This is a genomic window from Stenotrophomonas sp. TWI1409 (genome assembly GCF_039673015.1).
Classification (GTDB): Bacteria; Pseudomonadota; Gammaproteobacteria; order Xanthomonadales; family Xanthomonadaceae; genus Stenotrophomonas; species Stenotrophomonas maltophilia_A.
This window is the reverse complement of the sequence record NZ_JBDJKU010000022.1, coordinates 32,167-55,452: the sequence shown is the minus strand read 5'-3', so window position 1 is coordinate 55,452 and position 23,286 is coordinate 32,167. Positions and strand designations below refer to the sequence as shown.

The 23,286-nt window shown below is 67.6% G+C and carries 20 protein-coding genes and 3 tRNA genes; 13 read left to right on the top strand and 10 right to left on the bottom strand.

Features of this window, described 5'->3' with window-relative positions:
• Positions 1 to 77: 77 nt before the first annotated feature.
• From ABE423_RS09550 to ABE423_RS09540, 3 genes are all read right to left on the bottom strand, one after another.
• The gene (locus tag ABE423_RS09550) at positions 78 to 1,649 is read right to left on the bottom strand and encodes an N-acetylmuramoyl-L-alanine amidase (protein ID WP_125895516.1); all 1,572 of its coding nucleotides are present in this window, start codon (positions 1,647 to 1,649) and stop codon (positions 78 to 80) included.
• Between the two features lie 82 nt (positions 1,650 to 1,731).
• On the bottom strand, positions 1,732 to 2,214 hold the full coding sequence (gene tsaE, locus ABE423_RS09545; RefSeq protein ID WP_253143611.1) for a tRNA (adenosine(37)-N6)-threonylcarbamoyltransferase complex ATPase subunit type 1 TsaE: 483 nt from the start codon (positions 2,212 to 2,214) through the stop codon (positions 1,732 to 1,734).
• Positions 2,211 to 3,695 (bottom strand): NAD(P)H-hydrate dehydratase, encoded by a 1,485-nt coding sequence (locus tag ABE423_RS09540; RefSeq protein ID WP_346485852.1) that lies wholly within the window; start codon positions 3,693 to 3,695, stop codon positions 2,211 to 2,213. The genes tsaE and ABE423_RS09540 overlap by 4 nt, the downstream gene beginning before the upstream one ends.
• Positions 3,696 to 3,718: 23 nt before the next feature.
• Between ABE423_RS09540 and queG the strand changes: the two genes are divergently transcribed.
• Positions 3,719 to 4,789 carry a tRNA epoxyqueuosine(34) reductase QueG gene (queG, locus tag ABE423_RS09535; protein ID WP_346485850.1) on the top strand — a complete coding sequence of 357 codons (1,071 nt, stop codon included), beginning with the start codon at positions 3,719 to 3,721 and terminating at the stop codon, positions 4,787 to 4,789.
• A 44-nt stretch (positions 4,790 to 4,833) separates the two neighbouring features.
• Positions 4,834 to 6,165, top strand: coding sequence for an exodeoxyribonuclease VII large subunit (gene xseA / locus ABE423_RS09530; protein WP_049463075.1), 1,332 nt, complete (start codon positions 4,834 to 4,836; stop codon positions 6,163 to 6,165).
• Between the two features lie 618 nt (positions 6,166 to 6,783).
• On the opposite strand, the gene ABE423_RS09525 is transcribed toward xseA, so the two are convergent.
• Together ABE423_RS09525 and ABE423_RS09520 are read right to left on the bottom strand one after the other, a co-directional pair.
• A complete protein-coding gene (locus ABE423_RS09525) occupies positions 6,784 to 7,680 on the bottom strand; it encodes a M48 family metallopeptidase (RefSeq protein WP_106468687.1) in 897 nt (298 codons plus the stop codon).
• 89 nt (positions 7,681 to 7,769) lie between these two features.
• Positions 7,770 to 9,656: a formylglycine-generating enzyme family protein gene (locus ABE423_RS09520; protein ID WP_346485847.1), complete on the bottom strand. Its 1,887-nt coding sequence runs from the start codon at positions 9,654 to 9,656 to the stop codon at positions 7,770 to 7,772.
• An 84-nt stretch (positions 9,657 to 9,740) separates the two neighbouring features.
• Here ABE423_RS09520 and rnd point away from each other — a divergent pair, with 84 nt between their 5' ends.
• Positions 9,741 to 10,820 (top strand): ribonuclease D, encoded by a 1,080-nt coding sequence (gene rnd / locus ABE423_RS09515; protein ID WP_032130292.1) that lies wholly within the window; start codon positions 9,741 to 9,743, stop codon positions 10,818 to 10,820.
• A gap of 90 nt (positions 10,821 to 10,910) precedes the next feature.
• Positions 10,911 to 11,984, top strand: a complete 1,074-nt coding sequence (locus ABE423_RS09510) for a hypothetical protein (protein ID WP_032130293.1) — start codon at positions 10,911 to 10,913, stop codon at positions 11,982 to 11,984.
• 74 nt (positions 11,985 to 12,058) lie between these two features.
• On the opposite strand, the gene ABE423_RS09505 is transcribed toward ABE423_RS09510, so the two are convergent.
• Both ABE423_RS09505 and ABE423_RS09500 read right to left on the bottom strand, forming a co-directional pair.
• Positions 12,059 to 14,389: a TonB-dependent receptor gene (locus ABE423_RS09505; RefSeq protein WP_346485845.1), complete on the bottom strand. Its 2,331-nt coding sequence runs from the start codon at positions 14,387 to 14,389 to the stop codon at positions 12,059 to 12,061.
• Between the two features lie 180 nt (positions 14,390 to 14,569).
• Positions 14,570 to 15,151 carry a TetR/AcrR family transcriptional regulator gene (locus ABE423_RS09500; protein ID WP_049461862.1) on the bottom strand — a complete coding sequence of 194 codons (582 nt, stop codon included), beginning with the start codon at positions 15,149 to 15,151 and terminating at the stop codon, positions 14,570 to 14,572.
• 101 nt (positions 15,152 to 15,252) lie between these two features.
• On the opposite strand from ABE423_RS09500, the gene ABE423_RS09495 reads away from it, so the two are divergent.
• From ABE423_RS09495 to ABE423_RS09480, 4 genes are all read left to right on the top strand, one after another.
• The gene (locus tag ABE423_RS09495) at positions 15,253 to 16,308 is read left to right on the top strand and encodes a sugar phosphate isomerase/epimerase family protein (protein WP_253144722.1); all 1,056 of its coding nucleotides are present in this window, start codon (positions 15,253 to 15,255) and stop codon (positions 16,306 to 16,308) included.
• Positions 16,309 to 16,328: 20 nt separating this feature from the next.
• Complete coding sequence (locus ABE423_RS09490; RefSeq protein ID WP_032130297.1) at positions 16,329 to 17,222, top strand: alpha/beta hydrolase; 894 nt, start codon at positions 16,329 to 16,331, stop codon at positions 17,220 to 17,222.
• Positions 17,212 to 18,144, top strand: a complete 933-nt coding sequence (locus ABE423_RS09485) for an alpha/beta hydrolase (RefSeq protein ID WP_253144726.1) — start codon at positions 17,212 to 17,214, stop codon at positions 18,142 to 18,144. The genes ABE423_RS09490 and ABE423_RS09485 overlap by 11 nt, the downstream gene beginning before the upstream one ends.
• A 95-nt stretch (positions 18,145 to 18,239) precedes the next feature.
• Positions 18,240 to 18,315, top strand: a tRNA-Ala gene (locus ABE423_RS09480).
• Positions 18,316 to 18,377: 62 nt separating this feature from the next.
• On the opposite strand, the gene ABE423_RS09475 is transcribed toward ABE423_RS09480, so the two are convergent.
• Positions 18,378 to 18,548, bottom strand: a complete 171-nt coding sequence (locus tag ABE423_RS09475) for a hypothetical protein (RefSeq protein ID WP_165929940.1) — start codon at positions 18,546 to 18,548, stop codon at positions 18,378 to 18,380.
• A gap of 161 nt (positions 18,549 to 18,709) precedes the next feature.
• Between ABE423_RS09475 and ABE423_RS09470 the strand changes: the two genes are divergently transcribed.
• Entirely contained in the window at positions 18,710 to 19,195 is a 486-nt protein-coding gene (locus tag ABE423_RS09470; RefSeq protein WP_197585214.1) for a hypothetical protein, read from the top strand.
• Positions 19,196 to 19,201: 6 nt separating this feature from the next.
• On the opposite strand, the gene ABE423_RS09465 is transcribed toward ABE423_RS09470, so the two are convergent.
• Complete coding sequence (locus tag ABE423_RS09465) at positions 19,202 to 19,963, bottom strand: SDR family oxidoreductase (RefSeq protein ID WP_032130300.1); 762 nt, start codon at positions 19,961 to 19,963, stop codon at positions 19,202 to 19,204.
• Positions 19,964 to 20,095: 132 nt separating this feature from the next.
• Here ABE423_RS09465 and ABE423_RS09460 point away from each other — a divergent pair, with 132 nt between their 5' ends.
• Positions 20,096 to 20,938 carry a methylated-DNA--[protein]-cysteine S-methyltransferase gene (locus ABE423_RS09460; RefSeq protein WP_032130301.1) on the top strand — a complete coding sequence of 281 codons (843 nt, stop codon included), beginning with the start codon at positions 20,096 to 20,098 and terminating at the stop codon, positions 20,936 to 20,938.
• Positions 20,939 to 20,975: 37 nt separating this feature from the next.
• Here the strand turns inward: ABE423_RS09460 and ABE423_RS09455 are convergent, their stop codons facing one another.
• Positions 20,976 to 22,001 (bottom strand): NADP-dependent oxidoreductase, encoded by a 1,026-nt coding sequence (locus ABE423_RS09455; protein WP_197615933.1) that lies wholly within the window; start codon positions 21,999 to 22,001, stop codon positions 20,976 to 20,978.
• 334 nt (positions 22,002 to 22,335) lie between these two features.
• Here ABE423_RS09455 and ABE423_RS09450 point away from each other — a divergent pair.
• From ABE423_RS09450 to ABE423_RS09440, 3 genes are all read left to right on the top strand, one after another.
• A tRNA-Phe gene (locus ABE423_RS09450) sits at positions 22,336 to 22,411 on the top strand.
• A gap of 73 nt (positions 22,412 to 22,484) precedes the next feature.
• Positions 22,485 to 22,560 (top strand) — tRNA-Phe (locus tag ABE423_RS09445).
• A 140-nt stretch (positions 22,561 to 22,700) separates the two neighbouring features.
• A complete protein-coding gene (locus ABE423_RS09440) occupies positions 22,701 to 23,252 on the top strand; it encodes a lipocalin family protein (RefSeq protein ID WP_032130303.1) in 552 nt (183 codons plus the stop codon).
• Positions 23,253 to 23,286 lie beyond the last annotated feature (34 nt).

Sequence of the window (23,286 nt, the reverse complement as noted above, 5' to 3'; positions counted from 1 at the left end):
TCGACTGACGGGCTACCGGGAAGGCCCGGTCGAGCGCCGCTCGACTCTACAGAAAGCAGTAACCCGCCTTTGGCGGGTTACTTGCTGCCGCCGGCCATGGTGCCGGCGGCGTCGATCTCGGCCTGGGCCCGGGCGGCATACAACGTGCCCGGCGGCGGCTGACGGCTGAAGAACGTGTGCACGCCGTCCAGTACCGCACCGGCGATCTTGCGCTGGTAGGCCGGGTCGATCAGGCGGCGCTCTTCATCCGGATTGGAGATGAACGCGGTTTCCACCAGCATCGCCGGCATGTCCGAAGTACGCAGCACCGCGAAGTTGGCGCGCTCGATGTTCGGCTTGTGGTTGTTGCCGATCCGCTTCAGGCCGCCCAGCACATGGCCGGCGGCGTCCTCGGACGCCTTCATGTAGCCGCTCTGGGCCAGATCCAGCAGCACGTTGGCGAGCGTGCCTTCGGTCTGCTGCAGGCGCACGCCACCGACCAGGTCGGCCGCGTTTTCCTTGTCCGCCAGCCAGCGGGCGCGCTGCGAAGAGGCGCCCTTGGTCGACAGCACGTACACCGACGAGCCCGTGGCCGAACGGTTTTCCGCCGCGTCGGCATGAATCGAAATGAAGATGTCGGCCTTGTTCGCACGCGCCTTCTGCGCGCGCATCGGCAGCGGAATGAACACGTCGCTGTCGCGGGTCAGGTAGGCCTTCAGGCCCGGCGTCGCGTTGACCTGGCGGGCCAGCTCACGCGCTACGGCCAGGGTCACATCCTTCTCGCGCTTGCCGGTCGGGCCGATCGCACCGGGGTCCTGGCCGCCGTGGCCCGGATCGATGGCCACCACCAGGTGGCGCATGCCAGCCTGCATGCGGATGCGCGAGGCATCGCTGGGCATGGCCGGACGTGGTGGCACCACCGTGGTCGGAACCGGTGCAGGCGCTGTGGCCGGCGGCGTGGTTACCACGGCGGCGGTACGCTGGCCGGCAAGGATCGCAGCCGGCGATGCGGACGGCGTACTGCTGGCAGCCGTGCCCGCTGCCGCGACCTGGGCCGGTGCAGTGGACGGGGCCGGGGTCGGAGTAGCCGGTGTGGCAGCGGCGGCGCTGGCCTGCTGCTGTACCTGCGCGGTCAACAGCGCGGTGGCGCGCGCGGCGTCGTTGCGCGACTGCGCGCTCTCGGCCGGCGTCGGTGCGGGCGTGTTGACCGGTGCCTGCGGCTGCACCGCCGGCGTCGCCGGCGTCGCTGGCGGGCGGCTGGCGGCCACGGCCGGGCCATCGCCCGGCCATTCGATCACCAGCTTGGATTCATTGCCTTCGCGCTGCATCTGTGGGCGGAACGGCGCCACCGATTCAGCAAGGTCGAAAACGACACGGAAGGTCCCCGGCACCGGCTGTCCGGTACGCACCGCCGTGACCACGCCCTGCGCGGCCGGCATTTTCAGGTTGCGTATGGCGCTGGAGTCCGGGAAATCGACCACCAGGCGGTTCGGTCCGGCCAGCGACAAGGTCTTGTAACCGCCACTGCCGACCAGCGAGATCTCGGCACGGGTGCCGGTGGCGCCGGTATTCAGCAGGACCTGACGGACTTCACCGGCCCACGCACTGACGCTCGCCAGACTCAGTCCGACGGCGGCACAGATGGCAATGAGACGGTTCCCCGGGCGCATGGCTCAGGATTCAATCACCGCGCTGAACGGAATGCAACACCTTTTTCCTTAATAATCCGTAACCTGCCGGTGTTTGTTCTCGTCAGCCGACAGAAATGGCCTGCAAGTCGCCCCCTTGGGGGAGCCGTTCCAGCCATACATGTCCGACGTCGCTGGCTCCAGTGAGACGGACGCGACGCCCCTGCCCCTCGATCTCCAGCGCCACCACTAGGTCGGTCGGCGGCAGCGCGCCAGCGCCGCGTTCCGGCCATTCCACCAGCCACAACACCGCGCTGCCCTCGTCCAGTCCGAGAAAATCGAGCTCGCCGGCCTGGCCGATCCGGTACAGATCCAGATGCCAGGCCTCGCCACCGCTGGCCAGCGGATAGCGCTCGACCAGGGTGTAGGTCGGGCTGCGGATCGCCCCCTGCACGCCCAGTGCGCGCAGCAGTGCGCGGGCGGTGGTGGATTTGCCGGCGCCCAGGTCGCCGCGCAGTTCGACCAGCGCCTGCGGCGGTCGGGTGGCGGCCAGCCACTGCCCGAGCAGTTCAGTGGCATCGCTGTCGGCAAGGAAGAAATCGATCATCGGGAAAGTTCCGGGTTGGCCAGTCGCCGCAGCGGCGACAGCAGATCAGTTGGAAGCAGGCCGCGCGCGCCGTCGGCGGCAGCGACGTCGCCGGCAAGCGCATGCAACAGCGCACCAGCGGCGGCGGCATCGAAGGCGGCCAGGCCTTGCCCACGCAGGCTGGCGATGATGCCTGTCAGCAGGTCTCCCATGCCACCCACGGCCATGCCGGGATTACCAGCCGCAATCAGTCGTGGCCGTTGCCCCGGCGCTGCGACGATGCTGCCGGCGCCCTTCAGCACCACCACGGCGTGGAAGCGCTCGGCCAGTGCCTGCGCGCAGGTGAAGCGATCGGCCTGGATGTCAGACGTGCTGCAACCCAGCAGGCGCGCGGCCTCGCCCGGGTGTGGCGTAAGGATGGCGTCGGGCAGCGCGCGCGGATCCTGCGCCAGCAGGTTCAGTGCATCGGCATCGACCACCAGTGGCCTGGCGCTGGCCAGCACCCGCGCAAACAGTGCGCGCGCCCATTCGTCCTGGCCCAGACCGGGGCCGATCGCCACCACCGTGGCCTTGTCCAGCAGTGCCGGCAGCGCGTCACCATCTTCCAGTGCATGGGTCATGGCCTCGGGCAGCCGAGCCAGCAACGGGCCAACGTGGTCGCGGCGGGTGCCCAGGCTCAGCAATCCAGCACCCGCGCGCAACGCCGCTTCAGCCGCCATGGCGATGGCGCCGCCGCTGCCATGGTTGCCGCCGACGCACAGCACGTGCCCGGATTCGCCCTTGTGGGCATTGGTGCGGCGCGGCGGCAGCAGGGCTGGCAGGCGCACCTGCGTCCAGAGCTGCGCAGCGGGTGACACGCCCTGCCATGCGGCCGCGGGTAGCTGCAGCGGCGCCAGCGCCTTCCGCCCGCAATGGTCCAGCGCATCGCCGGTGTACAGCCCGCGATGCGGCACGATGAACTGCACGGTCAGCGCCGCCCTCACCGCCTCGCCCGGTACGGCGCCGCGGTCGGCATCCACGCCACTGGGGACGTCCAGCGCCAGAACCGGTGCCGCCTGCGCGTTGAGCGCGGCAATCAGCGTCCGCGCCACGCCCTCCGGCACGCGATCGAAGCCCAGCCCGAACAGGGCATCGACCCAGATATCGGCCTCGGGAAGCGCGCCGTCGAAATCGGTGAGGGTGCCGCCGTCGGATGTGAATTCCGATGCTGCACGCTGTGCCAGCGCGGTTGACGGTGGCTTACCCGGCAAGGCGATCACCGTCACCTCACGTCCGGCCTGCAGCGCATGGCGGGCCAGCACATGGCCGTCGCCGCCGTTGTTGCCCGCACCAACCACCACGCCGATCCGCTGCGCCTGCGGCCAATGCTGCAGCAGGCACTGCCAGGCGGCTTGGCCGGCCTGTGCCATCAGGCCCCAACCGCCCTCTGCGGCCAGCGCCGAGGCCTGCGCATCAAGCGCACGCGCGGCAGCGGAATCGAAAAGATCGGCAAGGTTGGCCATGCAGGGATTTTATACTGGTGCACATGTCCCCCGCCCCCATCCCTGTCGATCCGGCCCAGGCCGTGCAGCGCATCCGTGAACTCGCCCGTGCGCATGGCTTCCAGCGCTGCGGTATCGCCGGCATCGAGCTGGGCGAGGATGAGGCGCACCTGGCCGACTGGCTGGGCCAGGGCCTGTACGGCACGATGGACTGGATGGCGCGCCACGGCACCCTGCGCGCGCGCCCGGCCGAGCTGCTGCCCGGCACCGTACGGGTGATCTCGGTAGGCATGGACTACAGCCACAAGGACGACACCGAAGCCTGGGCAACCCTGGCCGACCCGGGCCGCGCCTACGTGGCCCGTTACGCCTTGGGCCGCGACTACCACAAGCTGATGCGCAACCGCCTGCAGAAGCTGGCCACGCAGATCAACGATGAAGTGGCACCGCTGGGCTACCGCGTGTTCGTCGATTCGGCGCCCGTGCTGGAACGCGCACTGGCGCGCAATGCCGGCCTGGGCTGGATCGGCAAGCACACCTGCCTGATCGATCGCCATGGCGGCTCCTGGTTCTTCATCGGCGAGATCTACATCGATATCCCGCTGCCGATCGATGCAGCGGCCACAGCACACTGCGGTACCTGCACGCGCTGCATCGATGTCTGCCCGACCCAGGCCATCACCGGCCCTCAGCGGCTGGACGCGCGGCGCTGTATCTCCTACCTGACCATCGAGCACGACGGCGCCATTCCCGAAGAGATGCGGCCGTTGATCGGCAACCGCATCTACGGCTGTGATGACTGCCAGCTGGTCTGCCCCTGGAACAAGTTCGCCAAGCGTACCGACGAAGCCGACTTCCGCGCGCGCAACAACCTCGATACCGCGCGGCTGGACCAGCTGTTCGCCTGGGATGAAGCCGAGTTCCTGCGCCGCACCGAAGGCAGCCCGATCCGGCGCAGCGGCCACGAGCGCTGGCTGCGCAACATCGCCGTGGCACTGGGCAATGCACCGCCCTCGGCCGAAGCGCTCGCCGCATTGCACACCCGCATCGATGATCCCTCGCCGCTGGTGCGTGAACACGTGCAGTGGGCGCTGGGCCAGCATACGGTGCGCTGACGTGCGATCCTGAGCCCCCGTTCCGCCCGCAGCACGCCGTTCCCATGCAGCCACGCAACAACGACATCCTCACCCCCAGCCAGCTCAACACCCTGGCCCGCGACCTGCTGGAAGGCAGCTTCCCGGCGATCTGGGTCGAGGCCGAACTGGGCAGCGTGGCGCGCCCTGCCTCCGGGCACCTGTATTTCACCCTGAAGGACGCACGTGCGCAGCTGCGCGCGGCGATGTTCCGGATGAAGGCGCAGTACCTGAAGTTCGTGCCGCGCGAAGGCATGCGCGTGCTGGTGCGCGGCAAGGTGACGCTGTACGACGCCCGTGGCGAGTACCAGATGGTGCTGGACCACATGGAAGAAGCCGGCGAAGGCGCACTGCGCCGCGCCTTCGAGGAGTTGAAGGCACGCCTGGAGGCCGAGGGCCTGTTCGACCCCGCACGCAAGCGGCCGCTGCCGGCGCACGTGCAGCGCCTGGCAGTGATCACCTCGCCCACCGGTGCCGCCGTACGCGACGTGCTGAGCGTGCTCGGCCGCCGCTTCCCGCTGCTGGAAGTGGACCTGCTGCCGACCCTGGTCCAGGGCAGCAGTGCCGCCGCGCAGATCACCCGCCTGCTGCAGGCCGCCGACGCCAGTGGCCGCTACGACGTGATCCTGCTGACCCGCGGCGGCGGCTCGCTGGAAGACCTGTGGGCCTTCAACGATGAAGCCCTGGCCCGAGCGATCGCCGCCAGCCGCACCCCGGTGGTGTCGGCGGTGGGCCACGAAACCGACTTCAGCCTCAGCGATTTTGCCGCCGACCTGCGCGCACCGACGCCGTCGGTGGCGGCCGAGCTGCTGGTACCCGACCAGCGCGAACTGGCCCTGCGCCTGCGCCGCACGGCCGCCCGCATGGTGCAGTTGCAACGGCATGCGATGCAGCAGGCGATGCAGCGCGCCGATCGTGCCCTGCTGCGCCTGAACGCACAGAGCCCGCAGGCGCGGCTGGACCTGCTGCGCCGCCGCCAACTGGATCTGGGTCGGCGCCTGCATGCCGCCTTCAACCAGCAACAGGAACGCCGTGCCGCGCGCCTGCGCCATGCGGCGGCAGTGCTGCGCGGGCACCATCCGCAACGCCAGCTCGACGCGATGCAGCGCCGCCTGGCAGCCCTGCGCGGGCGCCCGCAGATTGCGATGCAGCGTCTGCTGGAACGCGATGCACTGCGCCTGCGCGGGCTGGCGCGTTCGCTGGAAGCCGTCAGCCCGCTGGCGACCGTGGCGCGTGGCTACAGCATCCTGACCCGCAGTGACGATGGTGCCCTGGTGCGGCACGTCGACCAGGTGCAGCCGGGTGACGCCCTGCAGGCCCGCGTTGGCGACGGCGTGATCGAGGTGCAGGTCAAGTAAAGGGGTGTTCGGCAGGGCTGCGCCCTGCACCTGCAGAAGCGTTCAAGCAACAGCAACAGCCGAAGCAACAGCCAAAGCTGGTATTCCGTGGGATGGCGGGGCGGTGTGGCTGTGCAGGACACGCCGTAAACCCCGCTCCGCGGTCCGGCCCAGCCGCTGGCGGCTGTGCGTTCGGGCGCTTGCGAAGCAGTGCTTCGCAAACGAAGCGCCCTCACCCATGGGGGCTCGATGGCGCCATCCATGGCGCCAACGGTCCTGCACAACCACACCGCCCCGCCTCTGACAGATTCCGGAGGCTGTTGGTAGTTGTCGACCTTGGTCGACACGGTAGATCCACGCATGCGTGGATGAATCTCCATCGGAATCGAATATTTCGATATCGGAACGATTTGAGCCGAGCATGGCTCGGCTCTACAGAAGAGCGAACAGATTGCGAGAATCTGTCGAAGGCGGGGTGGGTCCGGTTGCGGGGGCGTGAGCCGCATGGATGCGGCGACCGAGCTTACATGGACGTACTTGCAGCGGCCCCCGCAACCGGACCCACCCCGCCATCCCACGGAATGCACGCTGTTGCTGTTGCTTCGGCAGGTGCAGGGCGCAGCCCTGCCGAACAACCCTCTACTTTGCCTGCTCGCAGAACTTCTGCCGGTATTCGAGTGCCTTCGGCATCAACGCCTGCAGGTTCTGGATGCGGGTACCCGGGTTGGGATGGGTCGAGGAGAATTCCGGCGGCGCCTGGCCACCGCTGGCCTGGCCCATGCGCTGCCACAGCGGCACCGCCTCGCGTGGATCGAAGCACGCCGCTGCGGCCAGCATCAGCCCCACTTCATCGGCCTGCGTCTCGTGGCTGCGCGCATACGGCAGCAGATACCCATAACCCATCGCCGACATCATCATCTGTTGCTGCTGTGCATCCATGCCGCTGGCGGCGCCGGCCATCTGCCCGATCTGGGTCAGCTTCTGCTGGGCCATGCGCTGTGCACCGTGGCGCAGCAGCGCATGGGCAATCTCATGGCCCATCACCACCGCCATCGCATCACGGGTCCGCGCCACCGGCACCAGCCCGGTGTAGACCGCCATCTTGCCGCCCGGCAGGCAGAACGCGTTGGCCTGCTCGGATGGGATCACATTCACTTCCCACTGGAAATCCCGCGCGAAATGCGCCGGCTGCACGCCGTGCTCCTGGGCCAGCGCGGTCTCCACCACATCGACCTTGGCAATCAACCGCTGGGCGATGTCGCGCACATCGCGCGCGATCGGCGCATTGGGATCCATCGGCCGTTCCTGCGACAGGATCTGCTGGTAGGCCTGCAGCCCCAAAGCGGTCTCCTGCCGCGCATCCAGGCTGCTGTCGATCATCACCTTCTCGCCGGTATACGGATCCACCGTGCGGTTGGAAAACCAGTAGAAGACCGCATAGCCAGCGGCCAGCAATAGCACCCACCAGCGGATGTTGCCGAACAGGCCGCGCCGTTGTGGGCCTTGCGGCGAGCGGGAGAAGGGATCATTGCGCATCGGGTCGGCTTCCAGCGGGCCCCGCCGGCCGGCGGGCACGGCGCAATCTTAGTGCGCCGATGCCAGCAACGGGTGAAGCCGGCCGCCGATCAGATGCCGCGTACCAGGCGGAAGCCGATGCGCGCGTTGGTGGTATCCGAGTCCTGGGATTGCCGCCAGGCGGCACGGGTCTGCTCCGGCGCATTGGCCCAGTTGCCGCCCCGGATCACCCGTGCGCGGCAGCCCGGGTTGAACCAGGCGGCGCCATCGGAGGGCGCGCGCCGGTAGCTGGCATGCCAGCAATCGGCCACCCATTCGCTGAGATTGCCGCCCATGTCGTGCAGGCCGAAGGCATTGGCCTGGAAACTCCCTACCGGTGCCGGCCCCCACCAGCCATCGCCATAGCCGATGAAGGCGTTGTGCCAATGCCGCCCGGACGGCGACACGTCCTTGCTGCCGGTGAAATTGCCGCTGCCCGGCGGCGGCGTGCCGGCATCGCCCCAGGGGTAGCGACCACTGCTGCCACCGCGCAGCGCGTACTCGAACTCTGCTTCACTGGGCAACCGGTAGCTGCGCCCGGTCTGCTCGGACAACCACGCCGCATAGTTTTCGGCATCGCGGATGCTGACGTGCATCACCGGCGAATTGGCCATCGCGCGGCCACCGTCGTAATCCGAGCGCCAGTCCACGCCGCTGCGGCGGATGAAGTTGCCGCTGCGTTCGTCATAGACCACCGAATGGCCGCGCCGCGTCGCCCGTGGGCGCGCATTGGTCGCCTTCACGTAGCGCTGGAAATCGCTGACCGTGACCTCGGTGATCGCCATCGCAAAGCCTCGATCAAAGCGCACATAGTGCGATGGTCGCTCGGCATCGCTCGAGCCCGGCTCGGCATCGCCGGCGCCCATCTGGAAACCGCCATGCGGCACCACCACCATCTGCGGCCCGCGTCCGCCATCGCGCATGGCGTCGCTGAACACCTGGCCCGGGCGGAAGCTGCCGTAGTGGGTGGCCAGGTCGATACGCTCACGCAGCTGGGCCACCACCGCGTCTCCCGGCAGGGCGATGCGCAGGGCCTCGGCCAGTTTCTCGCGCGCCGGCTTCAGGCCCTGCGGCGTGGACAGGTCGCGCAGGCCGTCATCGCGCAGCTGCAGCAATGCCGCCGCACGGATCTGCTCGATGCGCTCGAACGCGTCGGCGATGGTGGGCGACGAGTCGCGCACCTTGCTCGCTTCGGCCAGCCAGCTGCCGGCGCTGGCGAAATCACGCGTGCGTGCCGCGTCTTCGGCGCGGCGGATCAGTCCACTTTCGGCCGCGGCCAGTCCCTGCCGTGCGCGGCTGTTGTCCTCATCCAGTGCCAGTGCCTCACGGAAGTTGCCGATGGCCCCGTCCCCGTCCTCGCCGATCCGGTCCGAGCGCAGGTCCTCTTCGCCGGCGCGGTTGTAAGCCACCACACGCTGGGCAAGCTCCACCCGTCCCTGCAGCGCACGCACCTTTTCGTCCTTTGGCGCCAGCGTCAGCAACACCAGCGCCTGGCGGCTGGCCTCGGCCAGCGCCTCGCGCTGCTTCAGCGGCCGCACCAGCAACGCATCCGCCTGCTGCTGCAGGCGCTGGCGGGCGCGCTGCAGGCCTTGGCGGGCCTGGCGGTCATCCGGATCCTCTTCCTGTACCGCCAGCCACAGCGGGATGGCGGCATCGGCATCCTCATAGAGCCGTCCTTCGGCGAACGCCTGCTCGGCGGCGCGGCGCAACTGGGCCAGGCTGCGGCCCTGGCGGTCCACCCGCGGCGGCGTCCACTGCTGTACATCCTCGGCGGCATCCTCACCGGCGATGGTCACGCTGCCCTGCCCGGCCTGCGGGCGCTCGTCGCTGTCTGCGTCCGCGGACGGGCGCGCCTGTTCCCCGGCACTCCGGTCCGTTGCCGTGGGGGGCGACGGCGTGCAGCCGGCCAGGGCCAAGGCCAGGGCGGTGCACAGCACGGGTGACAACGAAAAACGCAAGCAGAGCCTCCTTCGGCACGGACGCGCACCGACGTTAGGCTATTCTCCCCTGCCTGAGCAAACCCGAGTAGTAGGCCCTGACCCGTGGCAACCTGGATCACCACCCCCGCCGAGCTGGATGCGTACTTCCAGCAGCGCCCGACCCGCATCGGCCTGGATACCGAATTCATCCGTGAGCGCACCTTCTGGCCGCAGCTGGCCCTGGTGCAGATGGCGGTCGGGCAGGACATCCTGCTGATCGACCCGCTGATTCCCGGCATGACCGAGGCGCTGGCGCCGTGGCTGGCCGATGAATCCATCACCAAGGTGATGCACAGCGCCAGCGAAGACCTGGTCGCCTTCAAGTGGGCGTGCGGCGTGCTGCCGCGACCACTGTTCGACACCCAGATCGGTGCTGCGCTGGCCGGCATCGGCGGCGGCATGGGCTACCAGAAGCTGGTGGCGGAAATCACCGGCGTCGCCCTGGCCAAGGGCGAAACCCGTTCGGACTGGATGCGCCGCCCGCTTTCGGAGTCGCAGCTGCAGTATGCCGCCGACGACGTCGAGCACCTGTTCGCGCTGCATGACGCCATTGATGCCAAGCTGCAGGCACTCGGCCGCCAGCAGTGGCTGCATGACGATGGCGAGCGCCTGCTGGCCAGCGTCGCCAATGACGAAGACCGCTGGCCGCATCTGGCGATGCGCTCGGCGCAGTTCCTCGACGCGGCCGCACAGCACCGCCTGCTGCGCCTGCTGCGCTGGCGTGATGTACAGGCACGCAACAGCGACCGCCCGCGAAGCTGGATCCTGGACAACGAACTGGCCGCCACCCTGGCGCGCACGCCACCGGCCGACGAGGCTGCGCTAGGCAAGCTGTTCGAGCAGTTCCCGAAGGCACCGCGCAAGCTGGCCGGCGCGGTCTGGCAGGCGCTGTCCACACCGCTGGCCGATGAGGCCGGGGCACCGCTGGCGCTACCCGCCAACGACAGCAACAAGCAGGCGGTGAAGAAGCTTCAAGACGCGGTGGCCGAGCGCAGCCGCGAGCTGGGCCTGCCGGATGGCGTGCTGGCCTCTCGCAAGCATCTGGAAAGCTATCTGGAACGCCGCCAATGGCCGGCAGCACTGGCCGGCTGGCGCCAGCAGGAACTGGAGTCGCGGCTGCAGGCACTGCTGCCGGCACGTTGATGGCACAAGGCGCCGGACCACGCCGGCGCCGTGCACCTCAGGCCTGCAGGGGCCGTGCTAGGGTTTGCCGGTACTGACAAGGAGACGTCGATGCAGACCCTCAAGATCGCGACCGCCTGCGCACTGCTGCTAACCCCGTTGGTCCTGGCATGCGCTGGGCAGGCCGCACCGCTTTCCTATGCACAGGAAAAGGAGAACACAGCCAAGCTGGTGGACATCATTGACGGTGCCACCCGCGATGGTCTGGTTGCCGTGCTGGTGCCGGCCCCGTATGTCGTGCACAACGGCGGGCCAGGCGTCGGCTCTCCGGTCCCCGGCTTTCATCTGGGCAACCGCTCGACCGACCTGCCCGGGTTCTCGACGCGGGTGTCCTTCCAGCACAAGGACATTCCCTCCCAGGGCTATGTGCAGCTGTTCAACACCAACGAACTGGAAACCGGCCCGCAGCGGACGGTGTTGATGGACGTGTTCGAGGTGCATCTGATTCCGCCGGGCACCTATCTGCTGAACGGTGCGGAGAACTACCGCCTGAACACCCGCGTGGCCAAGCTGAAGCCGCTGGGGACCATGGACGAAGTATCGAAGGACATCGGCGCCACCCGCCTTGCCGACGTCGACTACCGTTTCTATTCCTGGAAGAAGGTCTGGGTACCACCGGGCGTCCTGACCGATCAGCACTCCCAGCAGGTCTGCATCTCGGTGCACGTGGCTTCCGGCAACTGCGTGGCATGGGGCACCCAGAACTATGAAACCTCGCGCCCCACCGAAGGCTACTGGGATGACAGGATCGTCCCTGAAGACATCCCTGCCGTACGCATCCAGGCGGTCATCGCCAAGGCCCACGCGCCACTGGCCTTCACTGCCCACGAAGGGCAGATCCTGCTCAGCCCCTTCATTGTTGCCGCCGACGGCGATATCGATTTCAACGCGAACGACTGCGCACCGGTCGACAAGCTGACGGGCTGCGCCCTGCGCCGCTTCAGGGTGCACTACCAACCCGCGCCGTTGGACGCTGCACGCAAGCACATCGCAATCACCTCGCGCGGCCTCAACGGCAAGCAGCGCAAGGTACTGGAGCGGATGGAGGCGATGCAGCTGCAGGTGCTGGGCCCCAGTGCGCCGTCCGATGCAGCGCTGGGCAAGGGCGTCAGCGCCACGCCTTGAGCACGGATGATGCCTGACCAGCAACGAAAAACGGCGCTCGATGAGCGCCGTTTCCGTTACACGACGGGGTGGGCTTACCAGTTCATGTTCAGCGAGACACCGACGGTGCGCGGCTCGTTGTAGACCGCGGCCATGTAGTTCTCGATCACACCCTTGAGGTTCTTCTCGTTGGTGATGTTGCGCGCGAACAGCGCCACTTCGTAGGCACCGTAGCTACCCGAGTAGCCGATCTTCAGGCCACCCTCGAAGTCACCCTTGGAGTTGAACTCCTTGCTGTCGTACAGCACGAAGCTGGTGTAACCCTGCTTGTTCCAGTCGGTGGAGACGAACATGGTGCCGGCGTCGCTGACCGGGAAGTCGTAGCGGGCCGCCAGGTTGACGTTGTACTTCGGCGCGTTCGGCAGCGGGTTGCCGTCGATCTGCGCGAAGGTGTTGGCACCGACCTTGATGGTCGGGTCGCCGACGGTGCAGACCACCTGGCCATTGAGGCCGCAGACCTGCGCGTACACGCGCTTGTCCTTGATCTCGCTGTGCAGCAGGCTCAGGCCGGCGCTCAGGGTCAGGTTCGGGATCGGACGCAGCTCCATGTCCGCTTCGAAACCGTAGGCCTTGGCCTTGTCGGCGTTGAACAGCACGCCGTTGCCGTCCGAATCGTTGCCGTTGAGCTGGATGTCGTTGACGGTGTAGGTGAACGCGGTGGCGTTCAGGCGCAGGCGGTTGTCCCACAGGCTGCTCTTCACGCCCGCTTCCCAGGACAGGATGGTCTCGGAATCAGCGGTGGTGAAGTCGGCATTGAACACCGCCGAACGGCCCTGGATGGTCGGGCCGCGGAAGCCGCGTGCGACCTTGGCGTAGACGCTCACGTCCGGCGTGATCTGATACATCGCGCTCAGATCCCAGCTCGGGGTGGTGTCGGACATCTTGACGTCGGTGCGGCCCTTGTAGGTGACCACGCCAGCGGCAGTGTCAGCCGTCTTCAGCAGGCGGGTGTGCTTCTCGTCCTTGGTCTGGCGCAGGCCGGCAGTGACGGTGAACTTGTCGGTGAAGGCGTAGCTGATCTGGCCGAACCCGGCCCACGAGGTGTTCTTGTTGCGCAGGCGCACCCAGTTGTTCGGGTTGCGGGCCGCGCCCTGCAGGAACCATGCACGCTGGTAGAAGTCGGTGGTGTCGCTGCCGTTGAAGTAGAACGCACCGGCCTGCCACTGCAGGGCGCTGTCGTCATGGCTGGCCAGGCGGAATTCCTGGGTCCACTGGTCCAGGTCACGGATGCGGCCCATCGACTGGCCGTAGCCGTTCGGCACGCCGTTGACCGGGAAGTTCACCGCGGCACCGCCGTCGGTGTCGCCACGGCTGTAACCGGAGGTGGTTTCGTAGGCGGTGATCGAAGTGAAGTCGATCGCGCCGAAGTCATAACGCGCCTTCACCGAACCGCCATAGGTCTTGTACGCCTGCGGGTTGTTGCCGGCTTCGTCGTAGGCGACCTTGTCGCGCGGCACGTCGGTCTTGTTCGAGCCCTTGGTCAGCGCACCGCGCAGGAACAGGGTTGAGGTGCCTTCGTAATCACGGGCGTGGGCCGAGGCCAGGATCGAGAACTGGTCGCTCGGGGTCAGCAGCAGCTGGGCGCGCACGTTGCGGTCATCGAAGCCGCCCATGGCGTTCTTCTTCGGGCTGACCGTGCCGTCGGCGCTCGGGCCCTTGTAGGTGTTGTCGACGTAATCGTCGCGGTGCTGGTACAGGGCCGACACACGGAACGAGGCGATGTCGTTGATCGGGCCACCGAAGCCGCCGTCGATCGACACGCTGTTGTAGGACGCGTAGCTGGCGCTGACACGGCCGGTGTAGTCCTGGGTCGGCTTCAGGGTGTCGAACTTGATGATGCCGGCGGTGGTGTTGCGGCCGAACAGCGAGCCCTGCGGGCCGCGCAGCACTTCCACCTGGTCCACGTCATAGACCGGGTTGGACTTCAGCACCACGTGTTCCAGCACCACGTCGTCCTGGATGATCGACACCGGCTGCGAGGCACCGAGGTAGAAGTCGATGTTGCCCAGGCCACGGATGTAGAAGCGCGGGAAGATGCGGCCGGTGGTGGTTTCCGCATACAGGCTCGGCACGCGGCCGGACAGCGCCAGCAGGGTGTCGTCGCCGCCGGCGGTGAAGTCGCGCATGCGCTCGCCCTGCACCACGCCCACCGAGACCGGCACTTCCTGCAGGTTCTGCTCACGGTGTTCGGCGGTCACGGTGATCGTGTCCAGGCCGGTCGGGGTCGGCGCGCTGTCCTGTGCGGCGGCGCCGAAGCTGCCGACCAGGGCCAGGCCGGCACAGGCCAGGGCCAGCGGATGGCGGCGGAAGGAAACAAAGGAAGACGACATACCCGACAGGCGGCGGGAATCGGAATGGGAGGGCATGAAATGCTCTGAGGAGGCGTCCGTGCGGCCTGCGCGAGCCGGGCGGCAAAAAGGAGGATAACTGCGCAAGCCGCCATTATCCCCCAAATTGTTACGATTTCGTTGCGCAGCACCCAAACCCGGCGAAACAAGCGGTTTCGGCACAGTCACCGGGCATTCGGCACGCCCCGAAGGCTTGACTCAGGGCAGCGGGGTCAACGCCACATCGACCATCGCCAGCAGCCGCTCGCGGCTGATGCCGTCACGGGCCTGCACCGAAATGCCGTGCAGCACCGTGGCGAAGTGATCGCCCAGTGCCTGCACCGCCACATCGCCAGCCAGCTGCCCTTCGGCCTGCGCCTGCTGCAGCCGCGCAATGATCGCCGCCGTACGCTGGCGACGATGGCTGGCCAGCCAGTCCCGTACGCCCTCGCCATCGGGCGACACGCTGCTGGCCGAGGACACCACCAGGCAACCGTGTGGCCGCCCGCGCCGGGTGTAGGTCAACACGGCGTCACGCAGCATGGACCCGATCGCCTCGCGCAGCGTGGCCTGCTCCAGCGCGCGCGGCGCGAAGCCGCCCTCGCCTTCCTCATACAGCGCAACGGCTTCGCGGAACAACTGCTCCTTGCTGCCGAACGCGGCATAGATGCGTGCAGAGGCGATGCCCAGTGCCTCGACCAGTGCCGACATCGACGTGCCCTCATAACCGTGCTGCCAGAACAGCAGCATCGCCTTGCGCAACGCCTGGTCCCTGTCGAATTCGCGCGGTCGCCCTGCCATCTGCCTGCCTGCTCCAGTGAGGCGCGCAGTGTAACGCGGGTGTTGACCACCGCGAGGGTCGCGCCTATTCTTTGTTGATCGACAAACAATTGGAGCGACACATGCAGACCCTCAAGGGCCCCAGCCTGCACCTGGCGCAGTTCGCCGGCGACCAGGCCCCGTTCAACAGCCTCGCCAGCATTGCCGCGTGGGCCGCCGGCCACGGCTTCAAGGCCCTGCAGATTCCCGCGTGGGATGCACGCCTGTTCGACCTGGCCACGGCTGCCGACAGCCAGGACTACTGCGACGACCTCCGCGGCACCCTGGCCGAGCACGGCCTGCAGGTCAGCGAACTGACCACCCACATCCTCGGCCAGCTGGTGGCCGTGCATCCGGCCTACGACGAGCTCTGCGATGGCTTCGCCCCCGAAGCACTGCGCGGCAACCCGAAGGCCCGCAGCGAATGGGCGCAGCAGCAGCTGCACCTGGCCGCCCGTGCCTCGCGACGGCTGGGCCTGCAGGACATGGGCACCTTCTCCGGCTCGTTCGCCTGGCCGTATCTGTTCCCGTTCCCGCAGCGCCCGCCGGGCCTGATCGACGCGGCGTTCGACGAACTGGCACGACGCTGGCGGCCGATCCTCGATGCCTGCGAGGACAACGGCGTCAACCTCTGCTACGAGATCCATCCCAGCGAAGACCTGCATGACGGCACCAGCTTCGAGCGCTTCTTCGAACGCGTCGACCAACACCCGCGCTGCCGCATCCTGTTCGATCCCAGCCACTTCGTGCTGCAGCAGCTGGACTACCTGGAGTACCTGGACATCTACCACCCGCTGATCCGCATGTTCCACGTCAAGGATGCGGAGTTCCGCCCGAGCGGCCGCCAGGGCATCTATGGCGGGTATGCCGACTGGACCGAGCGCGCCGGCCGCTTCCGCTCGCTGGGCGACGGCCAGGTCGACTTCAAGTCGATCTTCTCCAAGCTGGCCCAGTACGACTACACGGGCTGGGCGACGCTGGAATGGGAGTGCTGCCTGAAGGACCAGGAAGCCGGCGCGCGCGAAGGTGCCGCGTTCATCCGCGACCACATCATTCCGGTCACCGACAAGATCTTCGACGACTTCGCCGGTGCACCGATCAGCACCACACAGATGCAGCAGATGCTCGGCATCGCCTGAGCCCCAACGGAGCAACCCCCATGAACACCCTTTCTTCCGCTGGCACTGCCGGCGACGATGCCCTGCGCCATCACTACCTGCGTATCGACGGCCAGCGCGTGCATTGTGTTTCCGCCGGCCATGGCGAGCCGGTGCTGCTGATTCCCGGTTGGCCGCAGACCTGGTATGCCTGGCGCCACGTGCTGCATGCGCTGGCCGAAGCCGGTTTCGAAGCCATCGCGGTCGATCCACCGGGCATCGGCGAATCCGACCGCCCTGCCCACGGCTACGACACTGGGAGTGCCGCCGCCGTCCTGCACCAGACCATGCAGGCACTGGGCCACGATCGTTACCAGGTGGTCGGACATGACATCGGCATGTGGATCGCCTATGCGCTGGCCAGCGATCAGCCGCAGGCCGTGCGCCAGCTGGCGGTCACCGAAGCGGTGATTCCCGGCCTGGCGCCGGAACCGGGCATCTTCGCCGCACCGGCTGACAACATCTTCCTCTGGCACTTCATGTTCAACCAGGTGGCCGACCTGCCGGAAGCACTGATTACGGGGCGCGAGCGCGCCTACCTGGAATTCATGTTCGACCGCTGGTCGTACCGCCGTGATGCGGTGGCCGCCGATACCTACATTGCCGCCTACAGTCGGCCCGGTGCACTGAGGGCGGGCTTCGCCTGGTACCGCGCGATTCCGGAAACGATCCGCCAGAACAAGCTGCGTGCGCAGCACCGTTTGCCGATGCCGGTGCTGGCGATCGGCGCCGAACACGCCACTGGCGATGCCCCGATGCTGACCCTGCAACCGCATGCCGATGATGTGCGCGGCAGCATCGTGCCGGGCTGCGGCCACTTCATCATGGAAGAAGCGCCGCAGGCGTTCCTTGCACAGCTGCTGCCGTTCCTGCAGGAGGCACGCCATGCTGCTTGAACCGGCGCTGCAGGAGTTTGTCGACGCCGTCGCCGCGCATGCGCTGCCGGAAGACCTGCGCGAACTGCGGGCGATCAGCGAGAGCGCGCTGCCACAGTTGCAGGGAGCACCACAGCCGGTTGCGCATGTGATCGAACACACGGTAATCGCGCGCGACGGGCATGCGCTGGAGCTGCGTTTCTACACGCCGGAAGGGCTTCCCGATGGACCGGTACCGGCTCTGCTGTTCGCCCACGGCGGCGGTTGGTTCCAGTGTTCGCTGGCGGTCTATGACGGCCCCTGCCGCGCGCTGGCCAATGCCAGCGGTTGCGTGATTGTCGCCGTGGGTTACCGGCTGGCGCCGGAGCACCCGTTCCCGGTTCCACTGCATGACGTCGCCGACGCCTGGCGGTGGTTGCAGGACAACGCCGAGCGCCTCGGCCTGGACCCACGGCGGCTGGCGATCGGTGGCGACAGCGCCGGCGGCAACCTCGCCGCCGCCTGCTGCCTGCTGCTGCGCGAACGGGGCCTGCCGCAACCGTGCCACCAACTGCTGCTGTACCCGGCGCTGGATGCCGGCATGGGCAGCGGTTCCTACCGCGACTACGCCACGGGCTATTACCTCAGCGCCGAACTGATGCAGCGCTGCTGGCAGGCCTATCTGAGTGGGATGGATCTGGATCCACCGCCGGCACTGGCCTCGCCCGCCCACGCAACCGACCTGCAGGGGCTGGCGCCTGCCTCCGTACTCAGCTGCGAGCACGATCCGCTGCGCGACGAGGCCGAGCAGTACGCGCACCGCCTGCAGGCTGCGGGTGTCGACTGCATGCTGGAGCGGCTGCCGGGGATGATCCACGCCTGCATCCACCTGCAGGGCGTGGCCGCTTCCACCGGCATGGCGATACAGCGCGCGGGCGATCTGCTGCGCCAGGCGCTGGCCTGAACCGGCTGGGGGACGGCGGCAGATCCACGCCTGCCGCCGTTCCGGTCCGGCGCTTGGCAAGCCCGGCAGGCGGCGCTACACTGAAAGCCTGCCGTGGGGCCATAGCTCAGCTGGGAGAGCGCGTCGTTCGCAATGACGAGGTCAGGAGTTCGATCCTCCTTGGCTCCACCACTATTCAGAAGAACCCGTAGATCTCCGTGATCTGCGGGTTTTTTCTTTTCAGCCCCCCCGGCTCAGGCCGGCTCCTCGCCGCCGTCCTTGCGCTGCGGGCTGCGCGAGTGCGTATCGCGCACCTGTTGATCGCGCTGCCCCGGCCGCTGCTTGGCCACGTCGTCCTGCTTCCTGTCCTGGCGGCTTTCCTGGATGCCCTGCTTCGGGTCCTGATCCTTGCCTCGCTCGTTCATTGAAATCTCCCTCGCCGGCGGAACGCCAACGTTGCCCATCACGCTAGAGGTTGCCGGGTAAGCCACAGGTCAGTCCTGTGCCAACGTCATGTGCAGGCACTGGCTTGCCGCTGCGGCCCCCGTGCAGCCAGAATCCGACGCACCACGCCCACCGGTATGCCATGCCCTCTTCTGTCCAGCACGCAGCACACGCCGTGCCGATGCGCCTCGATGCGACCGACGGCAGCATCCAGCTCGGCAATCTGCCGGCCTTGATCTGCCCCACGCTCTCACTGGATGAAGCGCGCATCGCCTTTACCGCCTTGGTAAGTGGGGAGCGTGATGTCGGCACCGGCTATCACTGGCTCAGCCTGCACCGGCTCAGCCTGGGCGGTGCGCCCGCTGGCATCAGCCTGTGCTTCCACGGGCAACAGCTCGACATGGTGACGATGGGCGTCGATCTACCCGGTGCAACACTGGAAGACGGCTGGCCAACCCAGGCAGCGATCGATGCCGAAGTCGCGTTCATGCGCCGCACCTTGGCCACGGCATTGGGGCGAAAACTGGCCGGCGGCTGCGCCCGGTTCAACTGGGGCGAAGCCTGGGCCCGTTTCGATCCGAAAGGCTTCATGGCCAGCAGCGGCATTCGCTACTCACCACGCACGTGACCGCGCTCAGGTACGGGTGATCGACACCCCACCCTCCACGCGCATCGCGGTACCCGTAACGAAACTGCTCTCATCGCTGGCCAGGAACAGCGCCGCATTGGCGATCTCCTCCGGCTCGGCGAGGCGCTTGAGTGCGTGCAACGAGCGCACGAAGTCGCGGGCATCGCCGGTCGGTGCGGCCTGCCGGCCCATCTCCGTATCGGTGCCACCGGGCAGCAGTACGTTGCTGCGCACGCCGCGCGCACCGTATTCGGCAGCGATCACCTGGCTCAGGCCGATCAGCCCGGCCTTGCTTGACGCATAGGCCGCCATGCCCGGGAATCCCACGGTGTGGCCGACGAAGGTACCGACGAACACCAGCGAGCCGCCGCCGCGCGCCAGCAGTGCCGGCAGCTGCGCGCGTGCCGCATGGAAGGCGGCGTCGAGATTGGTGGCCATCACCTCGCGCCAGGCATCCACCGGAAACTCCGCCGCCGGCACGCCCGGGCCGAGCATGCCGGCATTGTTGAGCGCGATGTCCAGGCCGCCGAATGACTGCTGGGCCAGATCGACCAGCGCCTGCGCCGTGCCCGGGTTGGCCACGTCGGCGGCATGCACCACGGCTTCGCCACCGGCAGCGCGAATCTGCTCGGCCAGCGCCTGCAGCGGCTCCGGCCGCCGTGCGTTGAGCACCAGCTTTGCTCCTTCGGCGGCGAAGCGCAGCGCGCTGGCGCGGCCGATACCGGCGCTGGCACCGGTGATGAGAGCGATCTTGTTGTTCAGGCGCATGGTCGTGGTACCGGTTGTGAAGTGGCCGCCACGATGCCGTGCGTTCGGCCCGCCAACACTCCGTTTCCGGGCCTCACAGGTGAGTGCAGGAAACGGAGTTTCCGCAGCACCGGCACGTGCCAGAATCCGGCCATGGACAGTACCGCCACCACCGCCCTCGATGACCGCATCGAACGGGTCTGCCGCCACCTGCAGACCAGCCTCGACGAACCCTCGCTGCAGGAACTGGCCGATATCGCTGGCTGCAGCCCGACGCGCCTGCATCGCCTGTTCAAGCAGTCCACCGGGCTGACCCCCAAGCAGTACGCCGCCGCGCTGCGCGCCGACCGCCTGCGCACCGGGCTGGAACAACAGGAACGCATCACCGACGCCTTCCACGATGCTGGCTTCGGTTCCAGTGGACGCTTCTACGAGAACGCACCGAAGTTGCTGGGCATGACGCCCAAGCAATGGCGCGCAGGGGGGCGCGGCGAAGTCATCCACTTCGCGCTTGCCGAAAGCTCACTGGGCAGCGTGCTGGTGGCCAGCAGCGGGACCGGCGTGGTCGCGATCCTGCTCGGCGACGATCCGGAGACACTGCTGCAGTCGTTGCAGCAACGCTTCCGCCAAGCCGAACTGGTCGGCGCCGACCAGGGCTACGAGCAACTGGTGGCACAGGTCGTAGGCCTGGTCGAGGATCCTTCGCGAGGCGCCACGTTGCCGCTGGATATCCGTGGCACCGCGTTCCAGCAACGGGTGTGGCAGGCACTGCAGCAGATTCCGCGCGGGCAGACTGCCTCGTATGCGGATATCGCCGCGCGTATCGGCGCGCCGCGCTCAAGCCGTGCCGTCGCACGCGCATGCGCAAGCAATCCGTTGGCGGTGGCCGTGCCCTGCCACCGCGTGGTGCGCCGCGATGGCGACCTGTCCGGCTATGCCTGGGGCGTAGCGCGCAAGCGCGAACTGCTGCGCCGGGAAAAGGCCTCGACTGCCTGACGTGGGTGCCGACCTTGGTCGGCACACCGCCAAGGCCTCAATCCAGCTTCACCACCAGCTTGCCGAAGTTGCGCCCCTGCAACAGCCCGAAGAACGCCTCCGGCGCATTCTCCAACCCTTCCACCACATCCTCGCGGTACTGGATGCGGCCGTCGCGCAGCCATTGCGGCATCTCGCGTTCGAACTCCGGCCACAGATGGTTGAAGTCGTGCACGATGAAACCACGCACGGTCAGGCGCTGGCGCAGGATCTGGCTGAACAGTGCGGGCAACCGGTCCGGGCCGGGCTGCTCGACGCCCCGCTCGTTGTAGGTGGCGATGGTGCCGCACACCGGAATGCGGGCGAAGTCGTTGAGCAGCGGCAGCACTGCATCCAGCACGTGTCCGCCCACGTTCTCGAAATACACGTCGATACCCCTGGGCACTGCCGCGCGCAGCGTCGCGGCGAAATCAGCGGCGCGATGATCCAGCGCCACGTCCACGCCCAGCGTCTGCAGATAGGCACGCTTGGCTTCGCCGCCGGCGATGGCGACCACGCGCGCGCCCTGCAGCTTCGCCAGCTGGGCCACGGTCGCGCCCACCGGCCCGGTCGCGGCAGCCACCACCAGCGTCTCGCCCGGCTTCAAACGGGCGATTTCATGCAGGCTGGAATAGGCGGTGAAGCCGGGCATGCCATACACGCCCAGCGCGGTACTCAGCGGCAGTCCGGCCGGGTCCAGGCGGCGCCCCAGTGCCTTGGCCGGCAGCACCGCGTGGGTCTGCCAGCCCCCCGGCGCCAGCACCAGCTCACCTGCGGCTACGCCCTCGGCGTTGGACTGCAGCACCTCGGCCACGGTCTGCCCTTCCATCACCGCGCCCACCGCCACCGGCGCGGCATACGAGGGGCCCTCGTCCATGCGTCCACGCATGTACGGGTCCAGCGACAGGTAGCGGTTGCGCAGCAGCACCTCGCCATCGGCCAATGACGGCAACGCAACCTGTTCCAGGCGGAAGTTGGCTGCACTTGGCGCCCCCTGCGGACGCGACGCAAGCACGATGCGGGAGGTGGTCGAGGGATCGGACATGGCCAGGTCTCTGCTGTTGCCAGCATCAGGAAAGGAGTGCCGACACTACGCCGCAGCCATCCCCGATGGCGGCCACGAAAACAGCGTTCCATCGCCCGGACCGGCGCAGGTCCGGCGCAGCCCTTGCCCTTGCAGCTTTGGCGATCGCGGCGATCTGCTGATTTCCACCGCAGACGATGATCGACTGGCCACGCCCCGCCCCAGAACGGAGGATCAAGCACTTGCGAGCGCGCAGACGGCAATGTGAAGAAATCTTGGCAAAACGCTTGCCGAAGGCAGCCGACCTCCGTAATATACGCGTCCTTGGCAGCGACCTCGCTGCAACGAAACATGTGGCCGAGTAGCTCAGTTGGTAGAGCAGGGGATTGAAAATCCCCGTGTCGGCGGTTCGATTCCGTCTTCGGCCACCACTTTCGAAGGCCTGCAGAAATGCGGGTCTTTTTTTTCCGGAAACCGGGTTTGATCACGGTTGCCACACAATTTGGCCGAGTAGCTCAGTTGGTAGAGCAGGGGATTGAAAATCCCCGTGTCGGCGGTTCGATTCCGTCTTCGGCCACCATCTTCAGAGACCTGCAGAAATGCAGGTCTTTTTTTGTTCGCGCTCCGCGCAAGCGGCGGCCACACCACCCGGTTGACGAAACATTTACACCGGCATGTGCGGTGGCACCTACGCTCCAGACTCCTGCCTGGAGCCTGCCGATGCCTCTGCGCCCCACCCTGCTTGCCTGCCTGCTGCTGGCCGCCTCCCCGGTGATCGCCGCCGAACCGGTGCGCGCAGTCGACACGCTGGACATCGACCGCTACGCAGGCCAGTGGCACGAGATCGCGCATCTTCCGGTGTCGTTCCAGAAGCAGTGCGTTGGCGAAATCACCGCCAACTACGGGCTGCGCCGCGATGGCCGCATCAGTGTCACCAATGCCTGCCGCAACGGCGACGGAGAACGCGTGGTTGCTGAAGGCGTGGCACGCCCGGTTGCCGGCCATCCCGGCCAGTTGCAGGTGCGCTTCGTGCCGGACTGGCTGAGCTGGGTGCCACTGGTCTGGGCGGACTACTGGGTCCTGGCACTGGACCCGGACTATCAGTGGGCGTTGGTCGGTGAACCGGACCGTAAGTACCTGTGGATCCTCTCGCGCCTGCCGGAAATGGATCGCGCCCGGTTCGAACAGTTGAAAGAGAAAGCCGAGACGATGGGCTACGACCTCGGCCCACTGCGCCTGATGGCTCCGATTCGCGATACGCCCGCCGACTGAACCGCGCCGCATCCGGCGCACCACGCGCGTGCCA